This is a genomic window from Phytoactinopolyspora halophila (assembly GCF_003287285.1).
Classification (GTDB): domain Bacteria; phylum Actinomycetota; class Actinomycetes; order Jiangellales; family Jiangellaceae; genus Phytoactinopolyspora_A; species Phytoactinopolyspora_A halophila.
This window is the reverse complement of sequence record NZ_QMIG01000017.1, coordinates 98,550-110,116: the sequence shown is the minus strand read 5'-3', so window position 1 is coordinate 110,116 and position 11,567 is coordinate 98,550. Positions and strand designations below refer to the sequence as shown.

Annotated in this window: 10 protein-coding genes; all 10 read left to right on the top strand. The window is 66.6% G+C overall.

The features are described 5' to 3' along the window. Positions 1 to 408, top strand: a 408-nt coding sequence (locus DPM12_RS15400) for an LPXTG cell wall anchor domain-containing protein (RefSeq protein ID WP_146751919.1), incomplete at its 5' end; no start/stop codon positions are given. 167 nt (positions 409 to 575) lie between these two features. After that, the gene (locus DPM12_RS15395) at positions 576 to 1,328 is read left to right on the top strand and encodes a DUF5819 family protein (protein ID WP_112259221.1); all 753 of its coding nucleotides are present in this window, start codon (positions 576 to 578) and stop codon (positions 1,326 to 1,328) included. Further along, entirely contained in the window at positions 1,325 to 2,410 is a 1,086-nt protein-coding gene (locus DPM12_RS15390; protein ID WP_112259220.1) for an HTTM domain-containing protein, read from the top strand. Before DPM12_RS15395 ends, DPM12_RS15390 begins: the two co-directional genes overlap by 4 nt. A gap of 334 nt (positions 2,411 to 2,744) precedes the next feature. After that, entirely contained in the window at positions 2,745 to 4,709 is a 1,965-nt protein-coding gene (locus DPM12_RS15385) for a choice-of-anchor G family protein (RefSeq protein ID WP_158542919.1), read from the top strand. A 294-nt stretch (positions 4,710 to 5,003) separates the two neighbouring features. Next, positions 5,004 to 5,792 (top strand): DUF5819 family protein, encoded by a 789-nt coding sequence (locus tag DPM12_RS23240; protein WP_158542918.1) that lies wholly within the window; start codon positions 5,004 to 5,006, stop codon positions 5,790 to 5,792. Beyond that, the gene (locus DPM12_RS15380) at positions 5,789 to 6,907 is read left to right on the top strand and encodes an HTTM domain-containing protein (RefSeq protein ID WP_158542917.1); all 1,119 of its coding nucleotides are present in this window, start codon (positions 5,789 to 5,791) and stop codon (positions 6,905 to 6,907) included. Before DPM12_RS23240 ends, DPM12_RS15380 begins: the two co-directional genes overlap by 4 nt. A gap of 99 nt (positions 6,908 to 7,006) precedes the next feature. Further along, on the top strand, positions 7,007 to 7,786 hold the full coding sequence (locus DPM12_RS15375) for an electron transfer flavoprotein subunit beta/FixA family protein (protein ID WP_112259217.1): 780 nt from the start codon (positions 7,007 to 7,009) through the stop codon (positions 7,784 to 7,786). A gap of 34 nt (positions 7,787 to 7,820) precedes the next feature. Next, entirely contained in the window at positions 7,821 to 8,768 is a 948-nt protein-coding gene (locus DPM12_RS15370) for an electron transfer flavoprotein subunit alpha/FixB family protein (protein ID WP_112259233.1), read from the top strand. A gap of 226 nt (positions 8,769 to 8,994) precedes the next feature. Then, on the top strand, positions 8,995 to 10,257 hold the full coding sequence (locus DPM12_RS15365) for a phosphodiester glycosidase family protein (RefSeq protein WP_112259216.1): 1,263 nt from the start codon (positions 8,995 to 8,997) through the stop codon (positions 10,255 to 10,257). 118 nt (positions 10,258 to 10,375) lie between these two features. Next, the gene (locus DPM12_RS15360; RefSeq protein WP_112259215.1) at positions 10,376 to 11,566 is read left to right on the top strand and encodes a cysteine desulfurase family protein; all 1,191 of its coding nucleotides are present in this window, start codon (positions 10,376 to 10,378) and stop codon (positions 11,564 to 11,566) included. Position 11,567 lies beyond the last annotated feature (1 nt).

Here is an 11,567-nt window from a genome sequence, read left to right as displayed (position 1 = left end):
GACGCTGAGGTGGAGACCGAGGCCGATGCTGAGGTGGAGACCGAGGTCGACGGTGGTGCCGAGGCCGAGGTTGACGGCGACGCTGAGGCCGAGGTCGATGGCGACGCTGAGGCCGAGGTTGACGGCGACGCTGAGGCCGAAGTCGATGGCGATGCTGAGGTGGAGACCGAGGTTGACGGCGATGCCGACGCCGAGGCGGACGCTGACGCGGATGCCGAGGCGGACGCTGACGCGGATGCCGGGGCTGAGGCCGGCGCCGACGCCGATGCCGAAACCGAAGCCGACGGCGACCTGCCGGACACCGGTATCGGCAGCATGTGGTTCTTGGCACTGGGCGTCGCCCTGCTGCTCGGTGCTGGCGTGGTGGCCTTCACGGCCAGCAACCGGCACGGTGCGGTGACCAAGTAGCCAAACGTCCATCCGACGAATGGCCGGTGGGCCCGCACCAAATGGATGGTGTGGGCCCACCGACATACGTGATACGTCTAATTGCGCAAGGTCGAATATCCGGTGAGATTCCGCACGGGCTGCGACGAACCAGCGAGGCGCGGTCCGGTGCGAATGAGGGGCGTCACATGCAGCAGACGCGGCATTTAGATCAGAGTCGGCCGGTCTGGCTGAAGGTCATTGCCGGTATTTTGAGCGCGGCCGTGGCGGCGCATCTGGCCGCGACCGCGTTGTTCGTCGGGCCGGACAACGCCGCGAAGGAGACGTTCGAGGAACCGCTCGACTCTTACATGCTGCCGTTTTTCCAGCAGAACTGGAGCCTGTTCGCTCCGACCCCGATCCGTACTGAACGGTCGATGTACGTGCGTGGCTGGTTCGACGACGAGAACCACACCGAATGGGTGAATGTCACCGAACTGGAGCTGAAGGCGGCGATCGAGCACAATCTGCTGCCCTCCCGGGCCGGTATCGCGACGCGGAGGCTGGCGACGCGTATCGCCTCACATCACTCGCGGATCAACGGCGACGAGCAGGAGGTGTTGACGGGCCACTATCATTCGAACGCCTGGAGCCGCCTCCGTGAGCGGTTGATGGAGCAAGAAGACCGATCATCTGCGACTCGAATCTCTTATCTGCTGCGCTACGACCGGACGATGGCGGCCTACGCCACCCAGTTCGTGTATGCCTGGTGGGGCGAGGACGCGGGCGTGAAGTACGTCCAGGTCAAGACCGTCGACCAGCGTGCGCCGGCGTTCGCCAACCGGCACGGCGAGAGTGAACCCAAACCGAGAGAGCGCGAGTTCGGCCGCCGCCCCCTGATCGAGTTCGAGGGACAGGACCGTGACGCATTCGCTGCGGCGATCGAGAGGTTTGCAGGATGAGCGTCGAAACGCCTCAGATGTGGAAGAGCCAGGCGGCAGCGAAACTACGGTTCTTCGAAGACTGGCTGCTGGGAGCGAAGCGCGCCACGTACGGGCTGGCGATGGTCCGGATCTTGTTCGGACTCACGGCGCTGGGCTTTCTGGCAGCGAACTGGCTCAACCGGCATTACCTGTGGGGTAACGCCGGGCGCTGGATCGAGCCGGTCGATGACAACGCCGAGTTCAGCTGGCCGTTTACCTTTTTCTATGGCGGGAGCGGTCGGCTCGAACTCGAGCTGAAGCTGGCCGTGGTCGCAGCGCTGTTGGTGCTGCTCGTCGTGGGCTGGCGCGCACGGATCGTGGCGCCCGTGGTGCTGGTGCTCTGGACGAGCCTGCTCGAGGCGCAACCGATCGTCGGCGACCAGAGCGACAACATCTTTCGAATCCTGCTCTTCTATCTCTGCTTTGCCGACATCTCGCGGCGATGGTCGCTGGATGCGAGGCGACGGGCGAAGCAGGAGGCCGGGGAGTGGCACAGCCCGCTACGGCTGCGCGTGCGGCCGGAGGTGCGGGAAAACTTCGGCATGCTGGCCATCGTGCTGAACAACCTGGCCGTGGTGGCCGTCGCCGTGCAGCTGTGCCTGATCTACGTGGCCTCCGGCCTGTACAAGGTCCAGGGCGAACTGTGGCAGGACGGCACGGGCGTGTACTACCCGATGCAGATGGGGCATTACGCGCCCTGGCCGTGGCTCAACGATCTCTTGAGTGCGAATGCGCTCGGCGTGATGGTGGCGACGTACTTCTCGGTGTTCATCCAGATCTTCTTCCCGTTGCTGCTGTTGCGTCGATTGACGCGGGTCATCGCGCTCCTCGGTATCGCCGCCATGCACCTCGGCATTGGCGTGGCCATGGGCCTGCCGTTCTTCTCGCTGGTCGTCATCTCGGCTGACATGATCTTCATCCGGGACTCCACGTACCGTGGAATCGAGCAGTGGGCTCGACAGTGGTGGCAGACGCAGCGTGATCGCCGCAAGCTGCGGGCTCTGGCGGAGGCGGGGGAAGCCGACGAGCCCGACCGCGTCATGGCAACACAGGCACGGTGAGTGACGGTTCTCGTCCGAAGCGAGAAGGGCGCCGATTGTACGATCGGCGCCCTTCGTCTGTTGGGTGAGAAACTAATTCCGATCGGACGTCATCGAACCATCCGGTACGGCTAGAAGAATCCATAAATGTCCGATACGGGGCAAAGAAAGGGCATCACCCCTTTCTTGTCATATCTCCCTGACTAGCCCCTGGATGTACCCGAAATTATGTCCAAACGGATGATCACTTCTCATACGACAATCGAGCTTCATATCGATAGTGTCTTGGTCACGTCGCGGAGCGAATATGTCCTGCCCGCGACGGCCATTTGTGGTACTGCCTAGGGGAGAAGGCATGACGTTTGAACGTAGAAGGCGCCGACGGCTGCTGTCTTGCGCCGTCGCTGCTGGGGCGGTAACCGCCCTGACGTCCACGGCGCTGGCGATGCCGGCAGCCGCGGACGACGGAGATTCCTCGCGCGCAGAGGCGAGGTTCCTCTCCGGCGAGGTCCTTGGAACCGATCTCGACAAGCTGGTGGAGCTTGCCGGTGTCGAGGTGGAGAACTCCGGTTCGCCGGAGCCGGTGACGGAGGCCAACCCCCTCGACGTCACCCTCCTCGATTCGATCAACATCGATGTACCCGGTGGCGTGCAACTGCCGCTGAGCGACATCATCGAACTCGGGGCCGTGAACCAGTGGGCGAGTGCCGAGGACCAGGGAACGTCGAGTGCGGCCACGGGCGCCGTGGCGGACAACGGTGGGATCGGCACCGGCGTCGACGCGGGCTTCCCGGGTAACGCCAACTTCGACCTTTCCAATGTCCTCGGTGACGAGCTCACCGACCTGATCGCCGGTCTGGAACTCGAACTGGGCGCGGTCTCGTCGCAAGCCCACCTGATCGGCCCGTCGTCGGAGAGCGAAGTGTTCGAGGTGCTCGACGCCTCGGACGAGTTCGATCTTGCCCGCGACTACGAGATCGCGGGCGGCTCGCTCAAGGTGGAGCTGCCCGTTCTGAAGGAGCTCAACACGGACATCGTGGACTCCGTCGGGGAGGTCGACAGCCTGCTTAACAGCCTCCTGAGCGAGGACAGCGTGCTGTCGGCGCTCGTGGACACGATCGACGGGCTCTCCGGCCTGCTCGAGATCGCAGGAGTGAAGCTCGATCTGCAAGCGAGCGTAGACAGCGACGTCCAGGGTGCGGTCGAGGAGATCCTCGCCGAGCCGATCGCCGGCTCGGGCGTGGAGCTCGACCTCGCCAACGGCACGTTGATCATCGACCTCAACGAGCTGCTCGACGGCGGCCTCAACGGTCAGCCACCGAACACCGAGCTGATCAGCTCGGCGGTCATCAACGGGCTGCTGGACAACGTGAGCGATCTGCTGGCCGACGTCCTCGACGACGTGGTCTCCACTGTCAAGAGCGCGCTTGGCGCGGCAACGGTGGATCTCGATCTGTCCATTGATGCTGCGCCGGCCGGGCTCGATCTCGGGTCGCTCGAGGCCAGCCTGGACAGCACGGTGACGGAACTGATCGAGGACAAGGCCGATCTGGAGGTCGACAGCTCCGGCGTCGGCGGACTGCTTGAGACCGTGCTGGATTCGCTCCTGAACAACCTGGTTCCGACGATCGGCGACCTGCTCGACCAGGTGGTCGACAAGGTTGACGACCTCGGCGGCACGCTGGACGGCCTCGTCAGCGGCCTCGCCCTCGAGGACCTGTTCGACGAACTGGGTGACGTCCTGTCCGAGGTCCTGTCGATCAAGCTGAACTACCAGCCGGACCAGCCGATGAACAACGCTGAGACGCAGGCGCTTCGGAGCGTCCCGACGGCCGAGGGCGAGACCGCGGCCGTGGAATCCGGGGGCCCGTTCAGCGTGTCGGCGCTCTATATCGACGTGTTGCCAGAAGACAGTCTGGCGGTGCTCGATATCGCTCGCTCGGAGGTCGGGGCCAACGTGGTTGACGACGGCGACGAGGTCGAGACCGAGGTGGAGACCGAGGTCGAAACTGAGGTGGAGACCGAGGCGGAGGTGGAAGCCGATGTGGAGGCGGACGCCGAGACCGAGGTAGAGGCCGAGGTCGAGGCCGACGCTGAGACGGAGGTGGAAGCTGACGCCGAGACCGAGGTGGACGCCGAGGTTGCGGCCGACGCTGATGCCGAGGCCGAGGCCGAGGCCGAGGTCGACGGGGACGACGACGAGCTGCCCGACACGGGGTCGAACATCCTGTGGCTGATGCTGCTCGTCGGCGCGCTGGCGGTCGGCGGCTACACCTTCTACATGGCCAGCCGCAACCGCCGGATGGCTGCTCAGGGGTAAATCGCGCCTACCCCGCCAGGTGAGACCGCTCGGGTGGACGGACATCGGCACCCGCCGTCCGTCAACCCCTGGTCCTCACCGTCTGTGAAGGGGCGATGCCCGGTCTCGGGCATCGCCCTTTCGCATGGTCGGCGCGAAATTCGCACGGGCTCGCGCGGTGTCATCCGGGCTCGCTTGGGGCCGTCCAGGTTCGCTTGGGGCCGTCCAGGTTCGCTCGGGTTAACGTCGGGCTCCGATGTCGCGAGAAGCGATGTCCGCAGACGCGAACCGTCCGTGTCATCTACTCTGGCGGTCGTGTCCGAATCCAGGGGCGAGCTGCCACAGCGGGTCCGGATCTCGCCGGTCGCCCGCGGCGTCGCGTTCGTGCTCGTGGGGCTGCTCGGGATGCACATGCTGGCGACGTTCTTGTGGAACGCGCCGTCGAACCCCGTGAAAGAGGCGGTGCGTAGCCAGGTACGGGACTACATCACGCCTGTTTTCTACCAGAATTGGAGCTTGTTCGCGCCGAATCCGGTCAACGGCGAGGGCGAGTTGCTGGTGCGGGCGCGGTACTTCGATCCCGAGTCCGAGATCGAGCGCACCACTGAGTGGATCTCCGCCACGCAGCTCGAATGGAGCGAGGTGCGGCACGATCCCGCGCCGTCGCGAGCGAGCCGCCTGTCGTCGAACCTGTATCGCCGGCTCAACTCCGCGTGGCACGACCTCGACGAGGAGCAGCAAGACATCATGGCCGCGGACTTCGACGACATGTCGACGTGGAAGCCGCTGGCCGAAGATCTGATCGAGGCGCAGGGCGGTGACACCTCGTCGAGAATCGCCCGGATGGTCCGGGGCGACCGCGTCGCTACCGGGTATGCGACCCAGGTGGCACGCGCGAGATGGGACGAGGAGATCGTGGCGGTTCAGTTCCGGCTCCGGCGCACTCCGGTTCCGCGTTGGGAGGAGCGGTTCGAGGTCGCCCCGGAAGATCAGCCGCAGACGCATCGGGAGTTCGGCTGGCGGCCGGTGCTCGTAAACGACGGTCAGCACGACGGGAGTTTCGCAGCGACGTTCCGGCGACTGGAGGAACCGGCTCGGCCATGAGCAGTGTGATCCGCGCGGCCGCGCACGTCACGTCGGCGACGGTTCTTCGCATCGTCGATGCGGGGGAGCAATGGCTGTTCGATCGCAAGAAGGCCACCTACGGCCTGGCCGTCATGCGAATCGCGCTCGGCCTGGCGATCCTGGGTTCGTGGGTGGCCAACTTCGCCGAACGGCACTACGTCTGGGGTCCCGGGGCGCGGTGGCTGGACCCGTGGCTCACGGTGGACGACTGGGGCTTTCCGATCACCGAGATCTTCGCCGCCGACGATTCTCCTGCGGTCTTCACCGTCAAGTACCTGTTGCTCGGTGGCCTCGCAGTACTGTTCACTCTCGGCTGGCGCACCCGCGTGGTGACGCCGGTGCTGCTGGTGATGCTGGCCAGCCTGATGCGGTTGAACGGCCTGGCGACCGACGCCGGTGACAACATCATCAGGATTTCCTTGCTCTTCATGTGCCTGGCGGACACCGCGATGCACTGGTCGTTGGACGCCCGGCGCCGTCGACGGCGGCCGTCACGGCGCCGCTGGAACTGGCCGGCTTGGCCCGGTGTCCTGGTACACAATGTCGCGTTGCTGGCCATCGCGTTTCAGATCTTCGTGGTCTACGTCGTATCCGGCATGTCGAAGGTGCAGGGCTCGATGTGGCAGGAGGGCGTCGGGGTCTACTACCCGCTGCGGATCGGGCAGTACGAATCGTTCCCCGCGCTCAACGAGCTCGTCTACACCAGCGGCCTGGTGATCACGGTGGCCAGCTACATCACCGTCTTCGTCCAGGTGTTCTTTCCGTTGTTGCTGATGCGGCGCGGGACCCGCGTTATCGCGCTGATCCTCGTGTTGGGGATGCACGTGAGCATCGCAGTGACCATGGCCCTGCCGTGGTTTTCGCTGGCCATTCTCGCGGCGGATGCGATCTTCATCCGCGATGCCACGTATCAGGCGATCGCGGACGCCGTGCGCCGTAGCCGGCATTCAGGTGGTGAGCGTATGGCTGACGGGGAAGCCGATGAGGCTGACGGGGCCGACGAGGCTGACGGGGCCGACGAGGCGGTGCCAGAGCCGACGGTGCTGGCCCGGACTGGTGTGAGGAAGAGCACTCCGGGTGTTACTCGCGAGTAACAAGAGGTACGATCGGGACGTTCACGAGAGGCGTGCCGTGTGCGGATGCCGGCAGCCTCTCGATGTGCCGTTACCAGTGCAGGAGGTCGTCGTACGGCCATGAAGATCGTCGTTTTGGTGAAGCACGTTCCGGATGCCGCAGCGGACCGGACGTTCCACGAGGCTGACCACACTACCGACCGCGTCGGCGTCGACGGGATCTTGTCAGAACTCGACGAGTACGCCGTTGAAGAAGCGCTCAAGCTTGCCGGCTCCGAGTCGGGCGAGGTCATTGCGCTGACCATGGGTCCGGAAGGATCCGCAGATGCCATCAAACGGGCCCTGCAGATGGGGGCGGATTCGGGCGTACACGTCGTCGACGATGCCCTGCACGGCTCGGACGCGCTCGCCACGTCCCACGTGCTTGCCGAGGCGATCGGCAAGATCGGCGAGGTTGACCTGGTCTTGACGGGCATGGCGTCGACGGACGGCGGCATGAGCGTCGTGCCGGCAATGCTGGCCGAGCGGCTCGGGTTCGCTCACATCGGCTTCGTCGGCGAGATGAGCGTGGACGGCGGCACGGTACGGGCCCGCCGGGACTCGGACGTCACCGAGACCGTCGAGGCGGCGACGCCGGCTATCGTGTCGGTGACCGACCAGATCAACGAGCCGCGCTACCCGTCGTTCAAGGGCATCATGGCGGCGAAGAAGAAGCCCGTGGAGAGCTGGTCGCTGGCCGACCTCGGCGTGGCGGCCGAGCAGGTGGGCCTGGACGCGGCGTGGTCACAGGTGCAGAGCGTGACCAAGCGCCCGGAGCGCACGCAGGGTGAGGTCGTCACCGATGACGGCGACGGCGGAATCAAGCTCGCCGAGTTCCTCGCGAGCCGGAAGTTCATCTAGACCGGTGCCCGGCGCGCCTGAAGGAGATATGTCCATGCCTACGATTCTCGTCCTCGTCGACCACGCCGACGGCGTGGTGCGAAAGACCACGACCGAGTTGCTGACCCTGGCCCGTCGTGCTGGCGATCCCGTGGCGGTGTTCCTGGGATCGGGCTACGAATCCGCCCGCGAAACCCTTGCCGCCTACGGCGCGACCAAGGTGTACGTGGCCGAGAGCTCCGATTTCGGCACCTATCTCGTCGCGCCCGAGGCGGAGGTGCTCGCGCAGATCGCGGCGACGACGGAGCCGGCGGCCATCCTGCTGCCCTCGAGCCCGGACGGCAAGGAGATCGCAGGGCGGCTGGCGGTGAAGCTGCAATCGGGGATCATCACCGATGCGGTGGACATCGATGCTGATCTCACCACCACCCAGTCCGTCTTCGCCGCGGAGTACAGCGTCACGTCCCGCGTCACGCACGGCACTCCCATCATCACCGTGAAGCCGAACTCGGCGGCGCCCGAGCCCGCTGCGAGCACGCCGGAGGAGGAAAAGGTCACCGTGTCGATCTCCGATACGGCCAAGCGTGCCACGGTGGTGGAACGCAGCGAGCGCGAGACCACGGGCCGGCCGGATCTGGCCGAGGCGGCCGTCGTCGTGTCGGGTGGGCGCGGCACCGGTGGTGATTTTGGCCCCGTGGAGGCGCTGGCCGACGCGCTGGGTGGCGCGGTCGGTGCGTCGCGGGCGGCGGTCGATTCCGGGTGGTACCCGCACGCGCATCAAGTCGGCCAGACCGGGCAGACGGTTTCTCCCCAGTTGTACATCGCCGCGGGTATCTCCGGTGCGATCCAGCACCGGGCGGGCATGCAGACGTCGAAGACGATCGTCGCGGTGGACAAGGATCCCGAGGCGCCGATCTTCGCGATGGTCGATTTCGGTGTCGTCGGCGACCTGCACACCGTGCTGCCGCGGGCCACCGAGGAGATCACCAAACGCCAAGGCTAGGGGCCGCGACCCTCAAGGTGGTGCCGGCGCGTTGACGCCCGCTCCTGGAGTCGGTCGAGCACTTCGATGGTCAAACGTGTGTTTATTCGCCGATCCGAGGGCATTTCCGCACGTTTAACCATCGAAGTGCACCCATTCCTGTCATGATTCCGGAAGTGGCCTAGACCAAAGTGGTCTAGGCCTGTACAGTCCTGGCCCAAAACGCGGACTGCGCGAGGAGGGCGACATGGCAGGGCGGACGTTCTCGTGGTCAGGGCACACCAGGCGGCTTGCCGGGGCGGTATCGGTCGGGGCATTGACGCTGGCCGTTGTTGCGGTGCCGGGTGTCGACGCCGCGGAGAGCGACGATAGTGGCGCGGAGTTCCGGAAGACCCGTCCGGTGGCTCCGGGGGTCAAACACCGGCAGTTCGAGATGGTGGACGATGCTGGCGACCGGGTGGAGGGAGACGTCCTGACGGTCGATCTGAGCCACCCCACCGTCTCCCTCGATCTGCTCTACCCCGGCGTCGTCGCGGCCCGGGAGCCGGTGTCCACGCTGGCCGACGAGCAGGGCGCGGTCGCCGGCGTGAACGGCGACTTCTTCGACATCGGCGGGACCCCGGAGATCGACGGCACGAACGCACCGGTCGGTCCGGCCGTGGCCACGGGCGTCGACCTCACCGCCGCCGTGCCCATGGGCCAGCGATGGGGACCGCCCCTCGCGCCCGAGACCACGACCCTGGAAACGGTGTTCGGGGCCGGGGATGATGGCGCGCAGATCGGTGAGCTGTCCCTCGAAGGGACGATCACGACCCCGTCCGGCACCACGGAGGTGGACGCGCTCAACCAGTACGCGATCGAGGAAGGTGGCGTCGGCGCCTTCACCTCCGACTGGGGAACGGCCGACCGCAGGCGCGCGACGTGCGGATCGGACACGCGTCGCAACGATCCGTGCGTGGACGAGACGATCGAGGTGGTGGTGACCGGCGGCGTCGTGACGGAGGTGCACGACGAACCGCGTTCCGGCGCGATCGCCGACGACACCATCGTCCTCGTCGGGCGCGAAGGAGGAGTCCAGGACCTGGATGGCCTCGAACCGGGCGACGCCGTGGAGGTGACCTATCAGATGGTCGCCGACGACGGGGCAGCGTTCGACTTCGCCATCGGCGGCACGCCCATCCTGCGCGACGGTGAGCCTCTGGCCGGCCTGCAGGAGGGCGTGCGGGCGCCGCGCACCTCCGCGGGCGCGAGCGCGGACGGCTCCACGGTCTACCTGGTGACCGTCGACGGTCGCCAGGAGGACAGTGCCGGGATCTCCATTCAGGACATGGCCGAGCTGATGGTGGACTTCGGCGCCGACGCGGGGGTCAACCTCGACGGTGGAGGTTCCACCACGATGGTGGCGCGCGAGCGACATGCCGATTCGGTGAGCGTGGTGAACTCGCCCTCTGGCGGGCAAGAACGTCCGGTCCCCAACGGCGTGGGTGTCTTCAGCGAGGTCGCGGACTGACCCGAGAGTGACGACGGCCCGGCCCCCGGCCCGGGGCCAGCCCTGGACCCGGGCCGGGCCGTCATCGCTGTCGGCCACGGGCCGCTGGCGGCGTCAAGCACGTAGACTGGACGTCGTTATGTATGAGTCCGAGCGACGTGTCTACCTCGACCACGCGGCAACCAGCCCCGTCCTTCCCGGGGTCGTCGAGGTCGTGGCCGAGGCGATGACCCACCTCGGGAATCCGTCGTCGCTGCATGCCGCCGGACGCCAGGCCCGCAAGATGGTCGAAGAATCCCGCGAGACCGTGGCTGCCGCCCTCGGCGCCCGGCCCAGCGAGGTGGTGTTCACCTCCGGCGGAACCGAGGCCGACAACCTCGCCGTCAAGGGTCTGTACTGGTCACGCAGATCCGCCGACGAGCGCCGGGTGCGCATCCTGGCCTCGGCGGTTGAGCACCATGCGGTGCTGGACACCGTGCAGTGGCTGGGCGATGCCCAGGGCGCCCGGATCGAGTGGCTTCCGGTCGACGCGACCGGCCGGCTCGACGTCGACGCGCTGCGCGTCGCCATCGAACGCGACCCCGACTCCGTCGCCCTGGTGACGGTGATGTGGGCCAACAACGAGGTCGGAACGCTGCAGCCGATCGACGAGGTGAGCGCGCTCGCACGAGAGCACGGAATTCCGTTCCACACCGACGCCGTACAGGCAGTCGGGCAGGTGCCGGTCAACTTCTCCGCCAGCGGCGCGGACACCATGACCATCTCCGGGCACAAGATCGGCGGTCCGATGGGAGTCGGCGCCCTGCTGCTGCAGCGCGACGTCGAACTCACGCCAGTGCTGCACGGCGGTGGCCAGGAACGCGACGTGCGCTCGGGCACGCTGGACACGCCGTCGTACGCCGGCCTGGCGACGGCCGTGGCCACGGTGACCGACGACGTCTCCATGCACGCACGTGAACTCGGCCGGCTGCGGGATGAGCTGGTCCGTCGGGTGCGCGATGCCGTGCCGGACGTCGTGTACAACGGCGACCCCTCGAGCTCGCTGCCAAGCATCGCGCACCTGTCGTTCCCCGGCTGTGAAGGCGATTCGCTGCTGCTCCTGCTCGACGCCATGGGAATCCACTGCTCGACGGGAAGCGCGTGCTCGACGGGCGTGCCGCGGCCGTCGCACGTCTTGCTGGCCATGGGTATCGACGAGGAAGTGGCGCGGGCGTCGTTGCGGTTCTCCCTGGGGCGAACGTCGACACAGGAAGACGTCGACGCCGTGGCGGGTGCGATCGGTCCGGTGACCGAACGTGCCCGCGCGGCCGGCATGGTTGGAGTGAGGTGAC

Bases quoted from the DNA above. Each gene is read 5' to 3' on its own strand.
- DPM12_RS15395 (WP_112259221.1), top strand. From the start codon at position 576: ATGCAGCAGACGCGGCATTTAGATCAGAGTCGGCCGGTCTGGCTGAAG.
- DPM12_RS15390 (WP_112259220.1), top strand. From the start codon at position 1,325: ATGAGCGTCGAAACGCCTCAGATGTGGAAGAGCCAGGCGGCAGCGAAA.
- DPM12_RS15385 (WP_158542919.1), top strand. From the start codon at position 2,745: ATGACGTTTGAACGTAGAAGGCGCCGACGGCTGCTGTCTTGCGCCGTC.
- DPM12_RS15380 (WP_158542917.1), top strand. From the start codon at position 5,789: ATGAGCAGTGTGATCCGCGCGGCCGCGCACGTCACGTCGGCGACGGTT.
- DPM12_RS15375 (WP_112259217.1), top strand. From the start codon at position 7,007: ATGAAGATCGTCGTTTTGGTGAAGCACGTTCCGGATGCCGCAGCGGAC.
- DPM12_RS15370 (WP_112259233.1), top strand. From the start codon at position 7,821: ATGCCTACGATTCTCGTCCTCGTCGACCACGCCGACGGCGTGGTGCGA.
- DPM12_RS15365 (WP_112259216.1), top strand. From the start codon at position 8,995: ATGGCAGGGCGGACGTTCTCGTGGTCAGGGCACACCAGGCGGCTTGCC.
- DPM12_RS15360 (WP_112259215.1), top strand. From the start codon at position 10,376: ATGTATGAGTCCGAGCGACGTGTCTACCTCGACCACGCGGCAACCAGC.